Origin of the sequence: Sphingomonas sp. SORGH_AS_0950, assembly GCF_030818415.1 — a bacterium.
In the GTDB taxonomy this organism is placed as follows: Bacteria; Pseudomonadota; Alphaproteobacteria; order Sphingomonadales; family Sphingomonadaceae; genus Sphingomonas.
This window is the reverse complement of sequence record NZ_JAUTAE010000001.1, coordinates 3,496,494-3,512,470: the sequence shown is the minus strand read 5'-3', so window position 1 is coordinate 3,512,470 and position 15,977 is coordinate 3,496,494. Positions and strand designations below refer to the sequence as shown.

14 protein-coding genes and 1 tRNA gene are annotated in these 15,977 nt (G+C 65.2%); 12 read left to right on the top strand and 3 right to left on the bottom strand.

The window, feature by feature from the left end:
• Window positions 1–63: 63 nt before the first annotated feature.
• The 3 genes from QE385_RS15910 to QE385_RS15900 all read right to left on the bottom strand — a co-directional run bounded on the left by QE385_RS15910 (window position 64) and on the right by QE385_RS15900 (window position 4,647).
• Window positions 64–2,628, bottom strand: a complete 2,565-nt coding sequence (locus QE385_RS15910; protein WP_307103473.1) for a DEAD/DEAH box helicase — start codon at window positions 2,626–2,628, stop codon at window positions 64–66.
• Window positions 2,625–3,641, bottom strand: coding sequence for a DUF1837 domain-containing protein (locus QE385_RS15905; protein ID WP_307103471.1), 1,017 nt, complete (start codon window positions 3,639–3,641; stop codon window positions 2,625–2,627). The genes QE385_RS15910 and QE385_RS15905 overlap by 4 nt, the downstream gene beginning before the upstream one ends.
• A 916-nt stretch (window positions 3,642–4,557) precedes the next feature.
• Window positions 4,558–4,647, bottom strand: a tRNA-Ser gene (locus QE385_RS15900).
• Between the two features lie 146 nt (window positions 4,648–4,793).
• Between QE385_RS15900 and hspQ the strand changes: the two genes are divergently transcribed.
• The 12 genes from hspQ (at window position 4,794) to QE385_RS15840 (ending at window position 15,897) form a co-directional block, all read left to right on the top strand.
• Window positions 4,794–5,159, top strand: a complete 366-nt coding sequence (hspQ, locus tag QE385_RS15895) for a heat shock protein HspQ (RefSeq protein ID WP_373424686.1) — start codon at window positions 4,794–4,796, stop codon at window positions 5,157–5,159.
• Between the two features lie 161 nt (window positions 5,160–5,320).
• Window positions 5,321–5,620, top strand: coding sequence for a 50S ribosomal protein L21 (gene rplU, locus QE385_RS15890; protein ID WP_007405484.1), 300 nt, complete (start codon window positions 5,321–5,323; stop codon window positions 5,618–5,620).
• Between the two features lie 42 nt (window positions 5,621–5,662).
• A complete protein-coding gene (rpmA, locus tag QE385_RS15885; RefSeq protein ID WP_183951678.1) occupies window positions 5,663–5,929 on the top strand; it encodes a 50S ribosomal protein L27 in 267 nt (88 codons plus the stop codon).
• A gap of 204 nt (window positions 5,930–6,133) precedes the next feature.
• On the top strand, window positions 6,134–6,661 hold the full coding sequence (locus QE385_RS15880; protein ID WP_307103469.1) for a GNAT family N-acetyltransferase: 528 nt from the start codon (window positions 6,134–6,136) through the stop codon (window positions 6,659–6,661).
• A 369-nt stretch (window positions 6,662–7,030) separates the two neighbouring features.
• Complete coding sequence (locus QE385_RS15875) at window positions 7,031–7,405, top strand: TadE/TadG family type IV pilus assembly protein (RefSeq protein WP_307103467.1); 375 nt, start codon at window positions 7,031–7,033, stop codon at window positions 7,403–7,405.
• Window positions 7,402–9,021 (top strand): pilus assembly protein TadG-related protein, encoded by a 1,620-nt coding sequence (locus tag QE385_RS15870; protein WP_307103465.1) that lies wholly within the window; start codon window positions 7,402–7,404, stop codon window positions 9,019–9,021. The genes QE385_RS15875 and QE385_RS15870 overlap by 4 nt, the downstream gene beginning before the upstream one ends.
• Window positions 9,022–9,082: 61 nt before the next feature.
• Entirely contained in the window at window positions 9,083–10,132 is a 1,050-nt protein-coding gene (gene obgE, locus QE385_RS15865) for a GTPase ObgE (protein WP_307103463.1), read from the top strand.
• A 190-nt stretch (window positions 10,133–10,322) separates the two neighbouring features.
• Window positions 10,323–11,423, top strand: coding sequence for a glutamate 5-kinase (gene proB, locus QE385_RS15860; RefSeq protein WP_307103461.1), 1,101 nt, complete (start codon window positions 10,323–10,325; stop codon window positions 11,421–11,423).
• Window positions 11,420–12,316, top strand: coding sequence for an SDR family oxidoreductase (locus QE385_RS15855; protein ID WP_307103459.1), 897 nt, complete (start codon window positions 11,420–11,422; stop codon window positions 12,314–12,316). Before proB ends, QE385_RS15855 begins: the two co-directional genes overlap by 4 nt.
• 67 nt (window positions 12,317–12,383) lie before the next feature.
• A complete protein-coding gene (locus QE385_RS15850) occupies window positions 12,384–12,629 on the top strand; it encodes an acyl carrier protein (RefSeq protein WP_294272475.1) in 246 nt (81 codons plus the stop codon).
• A 22-nt stretch (window positions 12,630–12,651) separates the two neighbouring features.
• Window positions 12,652–13,914, top strand: a complete 1,263-nt coding sequence (locus tag QE385_RS15845) for an aminotransferase class I/II-fold pyridoxal phosphate-dependent enzyme (protein WP_307103457.1) — start codon at window positions 12,652–12,654, stop codon at window positions 13,912–13,914.
• A gap of 117 nt (window positions 13,915–14,031) precedes the next feature.
• Window positions 14,032–15,897 carry an ATP-binding protein gene (locus QE385_RS15840; protein WP_373424728.1) on the top strand — a complete coding sequence of 622 codons (1,866 nt, stop codon included), beginning with the start codon at window positions 14,032–14,034 and terminating at the stop codon, window positions 15,895–15,897.
• The last annotated feature ends 80 nt before the right edge of the window (window positions 15,898–15,977 follow it).

The window sequence follows — 15,977 nt, the reverse complement described above, 5'->3', positions numbered from 1 at the left end:
TGGCAGGCGAACTAGTTCCCCCATAACTTCTTTCCCAAGCTCCGCCTCAATTAAAGCGCGTGTTCACACATTTTGAAGCACTCGTCTAAGTTCACCAGCCACGTACGGCGATAGCCCTGCGGTCTCGGGTGTTAGCTGGGAGAGGAAGCGTCGTGCTGCTCCTAAATCCATATCTCTGTTGATCGTCAGACCGGACAGGATGTGCGCCGTGTGGCGAGAGAGGCCGAGGCCGATAAACTGGATCATCGTTTGCGATGCTGCTCCAAGCTCCAGATACAGAGTGAGGGACGGTATCCTCACGATGTGAGAAGCGTGCCCGGTTGCGATCAGGGCCTCTTTCAGCACAGCTCCGTAGCAGCCCAGCATATTCACGTATTTGAACCGGAGACTGCTTTCCACATCCGTCAGCACCTCTCGGATGACCGTCCGGCTGGACCGGTTCTTTCCCTGGCTTTTATGGTACCTGATTGCCTCCTCGATGATCATCGGCAGCGGCTCACCGCGCATCCAACGAAGAGCCAGAGGAGCCCAGTAGCGATGATGCTGACCGCTCTTCAGTTCAAGATATTTATGCACGCGGGCAAAAACTGGTCGCAACTTGTCGAGCGCATCCTTCCACCCAGCGCTCGGATGCAGAGGGATCAGATAGTCGGGACCCTTTTTCCCGATCTTCTCGATCATGTAATCGTAGAGTTCTTGCTGCCGGTAGCCCGAAATCTGCGGGCTCGCCGCCAGCGTTTCAACTTTCAAGCCGATCTGATTGTCAGCGATGGCCAGGGCGGAGGTGATGCTCGCCCGTGTCTGCGGCGACAATCCGCTGACGCGGTCAAAGGTGTCGTCAAGTTGCCCTTGCCGATGGTCGCGTAGGAGCTTTGAGAAGGCGGCCTCCAGATGCGGAGACTCACCTGATGGACGGTCCGTCGCCGCAATATACTCCAGCAACTCGGCCGATGTGTCGGTCAGGGCGACCTCAAGCGATGGCTTGATGGGCTCGTCCTTCGGTCCTGAGAGCGGACTCGAATCCCATTCGTCGTAGTCAACGAGAAAGACATTCCCCTGGAAGTCCTTGCCAAGGCGGCCGGCACGCCCCGCAAGGTTCCAAAAATCGACGGGCTCAATCGGGTTCTCTTCCCCCTTATGGGGGTTCTGCATGAACACGTTGCGCGCGGGCAGATTGACGCCTTGCAGCAGCGTGCTTGTACAGACGATGTAGTTGAGATGCCCGTCAGCAAAGGCACTTTCAACCGCGTTCCTCAGCAGCGGAGGAATGCGACCGTAGTGGAAGCCGACGCCGCCCTCCACCGTTTCAGCAAGCACGTAGCTCGGATGGACCGCCTCTTTCGCAAAGGCAGTCAGCTCCTTGCGAACCTGCACCGATCGCTCATCAGGTCCGGAGGAAAGCACCAGTTCAGCGACCGCCGGGTCTCGCGATAACTCTTTTATCTTAAAGGCAATATCCTCGCATGCCGCAGGACCGACAGCGTAGACGAGGCTTTGGGATACGTTTCCAAGAGCCCAGCTCAGATACACGAGGCCATCATGAGAGTTGTAGATCGGGATCGCGGCATCAATCTCGGCAAGCGGCGTCTTATTGCCGTCCCGCCACAGCAGCATTTCGATCTTCTTATCGTCGCCAGCTCTGCGGTTCAGTAGGATTATGTTCTGGGCGACGGGGGAGTCTTTAGTCTTGACCACCTTGACGCCCTCGCGGCCGACCACCGTGCCGAAGACGGCCGGATCCCGAACTTGCGGAGACGAGAACAGGAACTGCACCTCGGGGTGTCGGCGCTGAAGGTCCTGCAAAACTGAGTGCAGGACCACTCCCCGGGAGCCCTCGCCGATAAGATGCGCCTCATCTACGATGGCGACGTCGAACTTGAGTCCAGGAGCCGTATGAAACAGCACCTGAAGCCGTTCCGGCGTGAGCACATAGATCGGCGTACCTAAAACAGTTGGCGCTGCAGGTATCGGCACCGTCGTAACATCAAACGCCTTATCGAGGCTTGCCGAGCGCAAATCCGTGGCAACTTGGCTGATCAGCGCGCGGCTCGGCACAAGATAGACCAGGTTGGCGTTCGGACGCATTCGCTTAAGCTGTTCAATATACGCCAGGAACACGAACGACTTGCCGGCTGAGGTGGGTGCCGAAAGCGCCAGCGAGGAGCCAGATGCCAAGGCATCCCAAACCGCCCGCTGCATGTCGGTAAGGACGGCGCTGCGCTCGCCGATGCGGACGGTATTGTCCAGCTGACGGCCGAGGATCTCGTAAAAAACCCCTTCAGTGAGCGTCCGCGGCTCCGTCTCGCCCTTGAATGCGAATTTAATCGCGGGATAGTTTCCAAGGCGCGCCAAGATAAGTCTCGACGCACTCCTGATCCCAGCGAGAGTGTCGCTATAAGCCAGCGATCCGACGCTGATGCGGTAGGCAAGCTGCCGCCATTCTGCTTCCTCAGATTGCGCAAATATTGTGGCGCTTTGAAGGAGCCGCCGCAAGACTTCCTCTTCAAGCGCGTGACCGTCAGCAAAGCCCGCGCCGCCCATAATTGATTGACGCAGTATGGCCTCATAGTCGGCCACAAAGCGTGGATCGCCGCTAATCGTTTCACAAAGCCCGTCCACAAAGCTCATGCCGTCACTCCGAGCTTCTCATAGAACGCCGCCCTGAAGACCTGCAGAGACGGGAACGGCAGAAGGAAGAGATGCAGGTTCGTGGTGATGGGCAAGCGCTTGCCGTAGTGACGCTCGATCACGCGGCAGGCGCTGCCGATCCTCTTCTTGTATTTCTCTTCGAATGCCGAGGCGACTTTGCTGGGTTCGAGTGCAAGGATGCGGTTGTAAGCGGAGTATTCGAAGCCAAGCAGGCATGCGTGAACGATACGCTTTTGCAGCGTTAGCTGCGACATTGAATATGGGTTTATATACTCCGCGATCTTCGCTCGAAATACTGAGTCCAAGCTGTCGATGTCAGACAGATTGTTCAGGATCTCAATTTCACGAGAGATTTGACCGGTATTCGCCAGGAGCTCGGCCATGGAGGCGAACGCAGCGTCAGCCGCTGACGAAAAGTTTTGATATATTTTGGATTCGCCAAAATAGACGGTCAGGAGGTCCTTGGCTTCGTCATAGCCAAGATGGATACCATCCGTGCCGTGCACGGGCATGTTGTTATTGGTCTTCAGGTACATCTTCGAGACCAAGCGCGGTGCCTTCAGCACCCATTCCAGCAAAGCGTATAGGATTAACTCTCCCGGCTCTCCGCCGGACTCGAGTTGATTTTTTGCTTTAATAAACAAGCTTTTCGCATCGTCGCCAAGTCTGATGATGCGGTGATAATCGAGAGTGGGGTCGATCCCCTGTAGCGCATCCCGGACTTTGCTCTTTGGTAGACAGTACGGGATCAGGCAGTCGTAAAGGTACTCGACGAATTCCTGAACCGTAGGAACGCCATCAGCGAAGGTAATGTAGTGGAAGCTACCGGAAAGCCGGTGCATCCCAGACGTCCAGTCGAAAGGAACCTCTTTCAGTCGGATGCCGAGGCCCGCGTGGTCCTTCAGAAGCGCAGTCATCGCTTCGGCGAGCGCGGACGGCTTCGTCGCTGCCGCGTCTTTTTCCTCCACCCCCGTCATCTTGATGCTGACCAAGCTCCCGCCTTTGAAGCAGATTAGTTCAACATCAACGCGGAATCTATGACCTTTTGGTAACGGGTCTTACACGCGCGTATCGCTCGCTCGGGTGTTCGCTTTCTGTGCTCGAGATTGAGTAGTTCCGTCGCGGTCGCCAGGAGTGCCTCGCTCGTAAGCGTGCTGACCGTAAACCGGCATTCAGGACTTCCATCGTCACCATGATCGTCCGAGATGCGGGCGTTCGAGCCCCCTGCCCTCACTGCTGAACGAACGGCAGCTTACCCCGGTGTGTCGCTCGAAAGCGGACAGGCCGCTCTCCACCATGAACGCCCTTCCGATACATAATCTGATCGGCAGGCGAAGCTGATGGGCCGCTCGATCGCCAGAGTTCCGACGCGTCGGTTCGCGGCACAAGGTTTGAAGACGACGCAGACCGTCATCCATTTGGGATGTTTCGGTCGCTGGCCTTTTCCAGGGCGAACGGCAGGTATTGTCGGGACCAGACGTTTGCCGCAGCGAACGCGGAAGACTGGGTCTGGTCCAGAGCGGTCGGGCGGCCTCCTCAAGACGGAAATCCAGCGGCGAAGGACGGGATCCATTAAAACTATCTGGACGACCAGAGCGTGTGCCTACAACGCGACGCCCAGGCGGAACAGGGGCCAACTGACAACGAATTAAAGTTACCTCGAGTCTCATGCTGCCCAAGAGTTGAGCGGGCTCGCAAGTAAACTGTTCGATCCGTCTGAAACGGGTTTGGCCAGCATCGAGGCGGCGACGACTCAAGGATCAATACGACAGTGCACATGCCGCAGCGCGACCCATGCGGGGTCCGCGCAAAGTCACAACGGTTCGTACCGATCCGCCGCTCAACTTGGGTTGAAACTTGGGTTGCGAGGCGCAACCTTCAAAAAAACCCAATTATTACAACGGATCATGGCGGAGAGGGAGGGATTCGAACCCTCGGTACCGTTGCCGGCACGCCGCATTTCGAGTGCGGTGCATTCGACCACTCTGCCACCTCTCCGCGAGGACGATCCGAAAAAGGCCGGTTGGCCTTCGGGGCTGATCGATTGGAGGCGCGCTGTTAGATCAGCTTTTTGCGCATTGCAAGCGCCTAAACTTGTGCGGCGCGATAAAGACATTAAATCGGGCGATATGGACGCCACCGACATGATGCCCCTGACCTCGCGCCTGGATGTGGACGCGCCGATGATCGCGACCGCGCGCTTCGCGATCGGGGATGTCGTGCGCCACCGCATGTTCGACATTCGCGGCGTCATCTTCGACGTCGACCCCGTCTTCGCCAACAGCGACGAATGGTATGACGCCATTCCCGAGCAGATCCGGCCCGCCAAGGACCAACCCTTCTATCACCTGCTCGCGGAGAATGCCGAATCGAGCTATGTCGCCTATGTCAGCCAGCAGAATCTGTTGCACGACGACAGCGACGAACCGATCGAGCATCCCGCGATTCCCGGCCTGTTCACCGGCTATGCCGATGGGCGTTATCTGCTACGGCGCGAACATCGCCACTGAGTCGGCTGCGGCATCGGGGATTTGGGGTGCGCGGAACCCCTGACCCGGCATCAAAAGCTGCAATCCTTGGTTGACAATCGGGCCACCTTTGCCTAGCTGACCCTTCTTTCCCGACGGGCATTCCCGCGCGGGAGCCATGCATTTGGGAAGTGATAAGAGCCATGTTCGCAGTCGTGCGCACGGGCGGCAAGCAGTATCGCGTCGCCGCCGGAGATAAGATCGTCGTCGAGAAGATCGAGGGCGAAGCCGGCGCGTCGGTGACGCTGGGTGACGTTCTGCTGGCGGGCGAAGGCTCGGAGCTGAAGGCCGTCGACGGCATCACCGTTGCCGCCGAAATCATCGCACAGGCGAAGGCCGACAAGGTCATCGTCTTCAAGAAGCGTCGTCGCCACAACTATCGTCGTCGCAACGGCCACCGTCAGCAGCACACGATCCTGAAGATCGTGTCGGTCGGCGCCTGAATCTCAGCCGCGCCACCCAACGAAATCCAGGAGTAGTTCGCAATGGCACATAAGAAAGCAGGCGGTTCGTCGCGTAACGGTCGTGATTCGGCCGGCCGTCGCCTTGGCGTGAAGAAGTTCGGCGGCCAGGAAGCCATCGCCGGCAACATCCTCGTGCGTCAGCGCGGGACCAAGTTCTATCCGGGTCGCAACGTGGGCATGGGCAAGGACCATACCCTATTCGCGCTCGTCGATGGCCGCGTCTCGTTCCACGAGGGCAAGCTGGGCCGTAAATTCTGCTCGGTCGAACTGGCCGCAGCGGCCGAATAATCGGGCAACCGCGCCGGGTTGCCCACCAGGGTGACCCGGGTTCCGCGCAGGAACCAGCAAAAAAGGGAGACGGGTCACCCCGGCTCCCTTTTTTTCATGCTCCCTCCACCGCCCCCGCGCCTGTCTCCGTCCCGTCATCGGGGCGTGCCACAGGCGCCGGGCGTGACGAGGAGTTGTCGAGTGATGTTCGCGCGGACCCCAAGATTGTTGTTACGGCCAGCCTGGCCGGAGGATGCCGGTGCCCTGACCCGGGCGATCGGCCATGAAGCCGTCGCCCGGATGGCGGCGCGTGTTCCCTACCCCTATACGCAGGCCGATGCCGAGCGCTGGCTGGCCTTGCCCTGCGACGCGACCGAGCCGCGCTTCCTGATCACCGCGCTGGATCGCGGCGGCGCGCCCGAGCTGATCGGCGGCATCGCGATCATCACGGGGGATACCGGGCATGAACTCGGCTATTGGCTGACCCCGGCGGCCTGGGGGCGCGGCTATGCGACCGAGGCGGGCCGCGCGGTCGTCGACATGGCGCGCCATGCCCTGCCGATCCGGCGGCTGGGCGCCTGGCACTTCGCCGACAACCCCGCCTCGGGGCAGGTGCTGACGAAGCTGGGCTTCCGCCCGAGCGGACAGCGCATGGCCCGCGCCTCCGCCGCGCGCGCGACGCTGTCGCCCAGCATCCACTACGCGCTCGACCTGGATGACGACCGACGGGCGTCCATGCCCCTCGCCGCCTGAACCTCTTCGCCTTTCCCACACCGGAGAGGCGAAGCCGGGCACCGTCCGAATCACCCCGACTCGGGGGATGGGCCATGTCCTCCATGCGAGAGGCCGCGCGCGTTAACCATTCTCGCTTTGAACACGTTATCCGCGCGCAACGACGCGATTCCTGCCCGATATGGTCGCTTCTGCGAGCATGCCCAAAAATTCACGGGGTCAGTGGGATAGATTTAGGCGATTGATAAGGATCAACGCCCCTGATGTGCTATATCCATCAGCCGTCAGGGGAAATCGATGGTCCATATTGCCCGTTCGCAGCCCTCACCCTGGGCGCTCCGATTTAGGCTCTCTCTCCCGACCTCTTCGCTCGGGCGCGATCGTCGGGGCGTGGCGGTGGTGGAACTGGCGCTGGTGCTGCCCATCCTGCTGGGGCTGTTGATGGGGATCGTCAGCTTCGCCGACTATTTCCTGACCGCGCATATGGTGCAGCAGGCCGCCAACGACGCCGCCCGCGCCGCGCTGGCCGGGATCGATGCGGGCGAGCGCCGGACGATCGCGGTCGATACCGCCCGGCGGCTGCTCGGCGCGGCGGGCACGCTTCGGCCCGAACGGGGCGAGATCATCGCGGTCGAACAGAATAATATCCTGACCGTCTCGATCCGCTATGATGCGCATGACGATCCTCTGCTGAACCTACCCTTCGTGCCGACGCCGGGACGCATGCTGTCGGCCCGGGGCGTGGCGATGATCGGCGGCCTGTGAGGGCACGGCTCCGCGACGACCGGCGGGGCGGCGTCAGTATCCTGACCGCGATTTCCGCCATGGCGCTGATCGGCTGTGCGGCGCTGGGCGTCGATATCGGCATGCTCACCCTGTCGCAGCGCAAATTGCAGGGGGTGGCGGACCAGGCCGCGCTCGCCGCCGTTGCCTCCAGCCCCGAGCGGCGGGCCGAGGCGGTGCAGCGCCTGCTCGCGGCGAACGGCCTGGTCCATGTGTCGAGCACGCTGGCGATCGGCACCTATCGCGCCGACCGCTCGATCGCGCCGGAAAACCGCTTCGCGACGGGCGCGGATGGCGGGGCGATCCGGGTGGTGCTGCGCCAGCCGGTGCGGCTGTTCTTCGGGCGGGTGCTGACCGGCGATGCCGAGCGCCCCGTCGCGGCCAGCGCGGTGGCGCGGCGAGTCGATCTTGCCGCCTTCTCGCTGGGCACCCGGCTGGCGCAGGTCCAGGACGGGCTGCCCGGCGCGCTGCTCAGCGGCCTGGCAGGCAGCAACCTGTCGCTGTCGCTGCTCGATTACCGGGCGCTGGTCGATACGCGAATCGAACTGCTGCCCATGATCAAGGCGCTCGGCACGCGGCTGAACCTGACCAGCGCCAGCTATAACGAGATACTGGCCGCCGACGTCACCCTGCCCACCTTGTTGAACGCCATGGCCGACACGACGGGCCAGGCGGGCACGGCCACGCTGCTGCGCCGCCTGGCCTTGCGGGTGCCGGGATCGCCAGTGCCGCTGACCCGGCTGATCGACCTGGGGCCGCTGGGCGATGCGACATCGGCGACGACGCGCGACCTGATCGGGGTCGATGCCTATTCGATGCTGCGCGAATCGCTGGCCATCGCCAATGGACGGCGGCAGGTGGCGCTGGACCTGGGCGCGTCGGTGCCCGGACTGGTGTCGACCAGGGTGCTGCTGGCGATCGGCGAGCGGCCCGCCGCCTCGCCCTGGCTGGCGGTGACGCGCGACGGGTCGACGACCGTCCGCACCGCGCAGCAGCGGTTGCTGGTCGACACCCAGATCGGGGTGCCGTTTCTCGCCAATATCCAGTTGCCGCTGTTCGTCGAGACCGCCTCGGCCCAGGCGCGGCTGAACGCGGTGCGCTGCACGGGCACGACCCCGGCGGTGACGGTCGACAGCCTCCCCTCGCCCGGCACGCTGGCGGTCGCGCAGGTCGACCGCACGCTGTTCGACGACATGAACCGCGCGCCAATCACCGGCGCGGCGACGCTGCTCCAGATTCCGCTCGCCAAGGTCATGGGCCATGCGCGGATCGACCTGGCGAGCGACACCGCATGGCAGCAGATCCGTTTCGACCAGACCGATATCGCCAATGCGACGACCAGGACGGTCACCGCCAATTCGGCGGTGCGCGGCATCGCCCAGTCGCTGATCCGGCAGGTCGACCTGCAACTGGTGCCGCTGGGCATCCCGATCGGGCTGGGCGGACTGACGGGCGCGGTCGGCGCGGCGCTGTTGCCGGTCGCCCCGACGCTGGACCTGCTGATCGGCAATCTGAGCGACCTGATGGGCCTGCATGTCGGCCAGGCCGATGTGACGATCAACGGCGTGCGGTGCGGCGGCGCCGTGCTGGTGGCGTGAATGGCGGGCAGGATGACGGGCGGGCTGGCCTCTTGGCGCGGCCCGGACTAAGAGCGCAGCCATGCATTTTCTCGATCAGGCCAAAATCTTCGTCCGCTCCGGCGCGGGCGGCCCCGGCGCCGTTTCCTTCCGGCGCGAGAAGTTCATGGAATATGGCGGCCCCGATGGCGGCAATGGCGGCAAGGGCGGCGACATCATCTTCGAGGCGGTCGCCGGGCTGAACACGCTGATCGACTTCCGCTATACCCAGCATTTCCGCGCGCCGCGCGGCCATGGCGGGTCGGGGTCGAACCGCACCGGCGGCGGCGGCGACGATCTGGTCATCAAGGTGCCGGTCGGCACCCAGGTCCTGTCCGAGGACAAGGACGAGGTGCTCCTCGACTTCACCAAGGTCGGCCAGCGCGAGGTGTTCCTGCGCGGCGGCGACGGCGGACGCGGCAATGCCAGCTACAAGACCTCGACCAACCGCGCGCCGCGCCAGCACGGCACCGGCTGGCCGTCCGAGGAGGCGTGGGTCTGGCTGCGGCTGAAGCTGCTGGCCGATGCGGGTCTGGTGGGCATGCCCAATGCGGGCAAGTCGACCTTCATCAACGCGGTGACGAACGCGCAGGCCAAGGTCGGCGCCTATGCCTTCACCACCACCCGGCCGCAGCTGGGCGTGGTACGGCATCACCAGCGCGAGTTCGTCGTCGCCGATATTCCCGGCCTGATCGAAGGCGCGGCGGACGGCGCCGGGATCGGCGACCGCTTCCTGGGCCATATCGAGCGGTGCCGCGTGCTGCTGCATCTGGTCGACGCCAATGACGCGGATGTCGCGCAAAGCTACCGCATCGTGCGCGACGAGCTGGAAGCCTATGGCGGCGGACTTGCGGAAAAGCCGCACATCATCGCGCTCAACAAGATCGACACGCTGGACGACGAGCTGATCGAGGCGCTGTCGGCCGAACTGGCCGAGGCGAGCGGCGCGGACGTGATCCCCTTGTCGGGCGCGGCCGGGATCGGCGTCGACTGGGTGCTCGACAAGCTGCTCGAGGCGATCGGGCCGGGGCCGGATTCGGTGCCGGAGGGCGACGAAGGCGAGGACGAGATCACGTGGTCGCCGCTGGCCTGACGGTGCGGGCGGCTGGCTCGGTGAGACACCCTGCCCTCCCCCATCCCCTCCCGCTTGCGGGAGGGGAGAGCCAAGGTCGAACGCTTGCCCCACAACCTCTCCCCTCCCGCAGGCGGGAGGGGTTGGGGGAGGGAAACGTGCCTCGCAGAGACCAGCGCTCACGACATTCCTATCCTATGACCATTTCTCAATGATCTTCCCCCCCACCACCTGCCAGCGGCTGATCGTCAAGGTCGGCTCCGCCCTCCTCGTCACCCCGGAAGGCGAAGTCCGTCGCGACTGGCTGACCGGGCTGGTCGCCGACATCGCCGCGCGCGTCCGTGCAGGCCAGCAGATCGCGATCGTCTCCTCGGGCGCGATCGCGCTGGGTGCGCGGCGACTCGGCCTGCCCAAGGGCGGCCGCGCGAGCCTGGAAGACGCACAGGCCGCCGCCGCGACCGGGCAGATCGCGCTCAGCCAGGCCTGGGCCGAGTTGCTCCAGGCGCAAGGGCTGACCGCCGCCCAGATGCTGGTGACGCTGGACGATCTGGAGGATCGCCGCCGCTATCTGAACGCGGCCGCGACGCTGGGGCGGTTGCTCGGGCTGGGCGTGGTGCCGGTCATCAACGAGAATGACAGCGTCGCGACCGAGGAAATCCGGTTCGGCGACAATGACCGGCTCGCCGCGCGGGTGGGTCAGGCGGCGGGCGCCAACGGGGTGTTGCTGCTCTCCGACGTGGATGGGCTGTACGACAGCAACCCGCACACCAACCCCGCCGCGCGCCATATCGAACGGGTCGATCGGATCGACGCGGTCAGCGGCATGGCCGATGGCGGCTCCGCCTCGGGCATGGGCTCGGGCGGCATGGTGTCCAAGATCGCCGCGGCGCGCATCGCGGTCAGCGCGGGCGCCCACCTTGCCATCGCGTCGGGGCGGATCGAGCATCCGCTGTCGACCCCTGCGCGCCACACCATCTTCATCGCCGAAAAGAGCGCACCCGCGCGCAAGGCATGGCTGGCGGGCGGGCTGACCGCGCGCGGCGCCATCATCGTCGATGCGGGTGCGGCCAGGGCACTGGCCGAGGGCGGCAGCCTGCTCGCGGCGGGCGCGACCGGGGTGCAGGGTCATTTCGCGCGCGGCGATCTCGTGACCGTCGAGGGGCCGGGCGGCACCATCGCGCGGGGCCTCAGCGAATATGATTCGACCGAGGCGCGCGCGCTGATCGGCACGCGGTCGGACCAGCAGGCGCGGATATTGGGCCATGCCCCGCGCGCCGCGCTGATCCATCGCAACCATCTGGCCCTGCTATGATCGTCGCCGTCACGGGAGCGACCGGATTCGTCGGTCGCGCGGTGGTCGACCGTGCCGCCGGTTCGGGGCTTGCCCTGCGCGCCCTCACCCGCCGCGCCCAACCGTCGCGCGCCGGGATCACCTGGATCGCAGGCGCGCTCGACAAGCCCGATAGCCTCGCCACGCTGGTCGAGGGCGCCGACGCGGTGCTGCATATCGCGGGCGTGGTGAACGCGCCCGACCGCGAAGGGTTCGTCGCGGGCAATATCGACGGCACCCGCGCCATGGTCGAGGCGGCGAAGGCCGCGGGCATCCGGCGCTTCGTCCATGTCTCCTCGCTGTCGGCTCGCGAGCCGGACCTGTCCGTCTATGGCTGGTCCAAGCGTCAGGCCGAGGATGTGGTGACGGAGAGCGGCCTCGACTGGACGATCGTCCGGCCGAGCGGCATCTATGGCCCCGGCGATATGGAGATGCGCGACATGTTCCGCGCCGCCAGGCTGGGCCTCGCGCTGATGCCGCCGCCGGGCAAGCTATCGCTGGTCGCGGTCGAGGATTTCGCGCGGCTGTTGACCACTTTGGTCGCCACCGACGGCCCGCGCGCGGTGCTGGAGGTGGATGACGGGCAGGTCCTGACCCATGCCGACCTGGCCGCCGCGATCGGGGCGGCGGTGGGGCAGCGCGTGATGACCTTCCACCTGCCCAAGGCGCTGCTGAGCCTGGGCGCGAAGATCGACCGCAAGCTGCGCGGGAATGGCGCCAAGCTGACCCCCGACCGGGTCGGCTATCTCTGCCATCCCGACTGGACCGCCGACCCCGCGCGCCGCCCCGACCCCGCGCTTTGGGAACCGGCCATCGCGCTTTCCAAGGGGCTGGCGGATACGGCACGGTGGTATCGCGCCAACGGCTTGCTATAGCGAACGCCATCACGCGGTCGAAAAGCCGCCGCATTTGGGTGCCACTGGCCCCCTCGAAAGGATCATCATGAGCGACCGCCAAGCCATTTTCGACACCGTCGCGGCCCAGATCGCGCCCTTCAACAAAAAGGGTGTCGAACTGACCGAGGCGACGACCTTCCAGGGCGACCTGGAGTGGGACAGCCTGACCGTGATGGATTTCGTCGCCGCGATCGAGGACGAATTCGACATCATCATCACGATGAACATGCAGGCCGAGATCGAGAATGTCGGCCAGCTGGTCGACGCGGTCGAAAAGCTGAAGCAAGCCTGATCGCCTCCAAACGGACACCGACATGACCGAAGCCGCTGCCCAGCCCCACGCCCTGCCCGCCGACCCCGAGACGGTCGCCCCCGAGCATGACCTGCTGTCCAAGTTCGACGGCCTGATCGCCGAGCGGCAGAAGCTGCTCGACTCGGGCGTCACCGATCCCTTCGCGATCGTGATGGAACAGGTGAAGTCGCCCACCGAGGCCGTGATCCGGGGCAAGGACACGATCCTGCTCGGCACCTATAATTATATGGGCATGACCTTCGACGCGGACGTGATCGCGGCGGGCAAGACGGCGCTCGATCAGTTCGGCTCGGGAACGAACGGCAGCCGGATGCTCAACGGCACCTTCCACGACCATATGGAAGTCGAACAGGCGCTGCGCGATTTCTACGGCACGACCGGCGCGATCGTCTTCTCGACCGGCTATATGGCGAACCTCGGCATCATCTCGACGCTGGCGGGCAAGGGGGAATATGTCATCCTCGACGCCGACAGCCATGCCTCGATCTATGACGGCTGCCAGCAGGGCAATGCCGAGATCGTCCGCTTCCGCCACAATTCGGTCGAGGATCTCGACAAGCGGCTCGGCCGACTGCCCAAGGAGCCCGCGAAGCTGGTCGTGCTGGAGGGCGTCTATTCGATGCTGGGCGACATCGCCCCACTGAAGGAAATGGTCGCGGTCGCCAAGAAGCACGGGTGCATGGTGCTGGTCGACGAGGCGCATTCGATGGGCTTTTTCGGCCCCAACGGGCGCGGCGTTTACGAGGCGCAGGGACTGGAAGGCCAGGTCGATTTCGTCGTCGGCACCTTCTCCAAATCGGTCGGCACGGTCGGCGGCTTCGTCGTGTCCAACCATCCGAAGTTCGAGGCGGTGCGCCTGGCCTGCCGCCCCTATATCTTCACCGCCTCGCTGCCCCCCTCGGTGGTGGCGACCGCGACGACCTCGATCCGCAAGCTGATGACCGCGCACGAAAAGCGCGAGCGGCTGTGGTCGAACGCGCGCGCGCTGCATGGCGGGCTGAAGGCCATGGGCTTCCGCCTCGGCACCGAAAACTGCGACAGCGCGATCGTCGCGGTGATCCTGGACGATCAGGAACAGGCGGTCATCATGTGGCAGGCGCTGCTCGACGGCGGTCTCTACGTCAACATGGCGCGCCCGCCCGCGACCCCGGCGGGGACCTTCCTGCTGCGCTGCTCGATCTGCGCCGAGCATACGCCCGAACAGATCGAGACGGTGCTGGGCATGTTCCGGGCGGCGGGGCAGGCGGTCGGCGTTCTCGCCTGATCGGCCTATGCCCCTGGCGGCTTTGCAATATCCCATGCTTGCGATAGCGTGGCGACCGTGATCGAACAGGAGGACCAGGGAAGGGTCGGCCGGTGGCGGACCTTTGCGCTGATCGCCATGGCGCTGACCGGCGCGGCGACGCTGGTCCTGCTCATCGTCACGCTGGGCCATGCCAATCGCGAGCGGGACCGCGCGCTCGACCTGCAAAGCCGCAGCTATGACGTGATGATTCTGGCCCGCACCGTGGAGGGCACGATCGCCCGGTCGGAGGCGTCGCTGGGGCGGTACGTCATCTCGGGCGACAACAAGATCGGGCAGATCTATTCGGAAGAATGGTCGCTGGCGGCGGCGCAGCTCGACCGGCTGGACATGCTGGTCGAGGATTCCCGGCAGCAGCGGCTGGTCGACCAGCTGCGCGCCGCCTATGAGGCACGCGGGCGCGAGCTGTCGGCCATTGCCCTGTCGACCACCTATCACCGCGATCGCCAGGCCTATGCGCTCTATCACCAGGCGCGGCGGGCCGAGGCGCTGTTGCAGATCAACCGGACGCTCAACGTCCTGATCGCGGGCGAGCGCCGCCTGCTGGAACAGCGCACCGCCGCGGCGCGCGACACGGTGCTGCACTCCAACCGGATCGCCAGCGGGCTGGGCCTGTTCGGGCTGGCGCTGGCGCTCGGCGCGATTCTGCTGGCCTGGATGATCGTCCATGCCGTCGGCGAGCGGGCGGAGGCGCGCGCCGAGGCGCATGCCGAACGCGCCCGTGCCGAGGAACTGGCGGACGCGGTCGATGCCGCGACCGAGGAGCTGAAGCTCCAGGAAGCCAAGCTGCGCCAGGTGCAGAAGATGGATGCGCTGGGCCAGCTGACCGGCGGGATCGCGCATGATTTCAACAATATGCTGGCGGTCGTTCTGGGCGGGCTGGAACTGGCGCGCCGGGCGGACGGGGTGGAGGATGTCCGCCGCCATCTCGACAGCGCGACCGAGGGCGCGCACCGCGCCGCCGCGCTGACCCGGCGATTGCTGATGTTCAGCCGCGAGGAGGCGCTGACCCCCGAGCCGCTGGTGCCCCGGCAACTGGTGGCGGGGATGCGCGACCTGCTCGACCGGACGCTGGGCGACGGGGTGAAGGTGACGGTCGAGGACCGGACGACCGGCTGGATGCTGTTCGGCGACCGGACGCAAATGGAGAACGCGATCCTGAACCTCGCGGTGAATGCCCGCGACGCGATGGACGGGCGCGGCGAGCTGACCATCCGCACCGCCGAGGCGCATGTGATGGCAAACGAGCTGCCGCGCGCGGCGGCGGGCGACTATATCCTGTTGTCGGTGACCGACACCGGCGCGGGCATGTCGCCCGAGGTCGCCGAACGGGTGTTCGAGCCCTTCTTCACCACCAAGCCCGCGGGCAAGGGCACCGGGCTGGGGCTCAGCCAGATTTTCGGGCTGGTCGGCCAGATGGACGGCGACGTCACTATCCGCACCGCCCCCGGCGCGGGCACCACGGTCCATCTCTATTTCCCGCGCCACCACGCCGCGACCGCCCCCGCCCCCGTGGCCGAGCCGGTCGCCCCCGCGCCGGACGCCGAGGACACCGGCGGCATGCGCATCCTGGTGGTCGAGGACGATCCGCGCGTGCTGTCGGCGACGATGGCCGCGCTGACCGAGCTGGGGCATGATCCCCTGCCCTGCGGCGATCCGCGCGAGGCCGAGGGGATGCTGGCGCGCCAGGCCGACATCAGGCTGATCGTGTCGGACGTGCTGATGCCGCACCAGACCGGACCGGAGATGATCGCCGCGCTCCGTCCCCGCTACCCCGAGGTCGCGGTGTTGTTCGTCACAGGCTTTGCGGGCGATGCGCAGGCGACCGGGTTCGAGGGCTATGAGGTGCTGCGCAAGCCCTTTACCCTGGTGGGGCTGGAACGGGCGGTGGCGGCGGCGCTGGCGCGCAATGTCGGGGACGGGTCGGTCAGCGCGGCGGCTTGAGCCGGGGTGGGGCATGGCCCTCGATGTCACCCGGACTGAACGGTTTTTGCTGCCCCGTCCCGCACGCGACCTCGGTTCGG